Annotated in this window: 1 protein-coding gene; it reads left to right on the top strand. The window is 55.6% G+C overall.

What is annotated here, in order from left to right:
- On the top strand, positions 1 to 540 hold a 540-nt coding region (locus tag D1646_RS22385), incomplete at both ends, for a recombinase family protein (RefSeq protein WP_201754813.1).

Raw genomic sequence — 540 nt, 5'->3', positions numbered from 1 at the left:
AATCGCATTGACGCTATCTACGCGAGACAGTCTGTGGACCGCAAAGACAGTATCAGCATTGAAAGTCAAATCGAGTTCTGCAAGTACGAGCTGCGGGGAGGGAATTTCAAGGACTACAAGGACAAGGGATTTTCCGGTAAGAACACGGACCGCCCCCGCTTCCAGGAGTTAATGGCCGACATCAAGCGGGGCCTGATCCGCCGGGTGGTGGTCTACAAGCTGGACCGTATCAGCCGTTCTATTCTGGACTTCGCCACTATGATGGAGCTGTTCCAGCAATACAACGTGGAGTTCGTTTCCTCTACGGAAAAGTTTGATACTTCCACCCCCATGGGCCGGGCCATGCTGAATATCTGCATCGTGTTCGCTCAGTTAGAGCGTGAGACGATCCAGAAGCGAGTGACCGACGCCTACTACTCCCGGTGTCAACGAGGTTTCCACATGAGCGGCGCGGCCCCCTACGGCTTCAAGCTGGAGCCCACCACCATCCAGGGGATCCGCACGAAAATGATGATCCCGGACCCCGCCACGGCGAATATC

The organism is Pseudoflavonifractor sp. 60 (assembly GCF_009911645.1).
Taxonomy (GTDB): domain Bacteria; phylum Bacillota; class Clostridia; order Oscillospirales; family Oscillospiraceae; genus Lawsonibacter.
The sequence above is the reverse complement of the archived record's forward strand: the minus strand, read 5'-3'. Positions and strand labels throughout refer to the sequence as shown.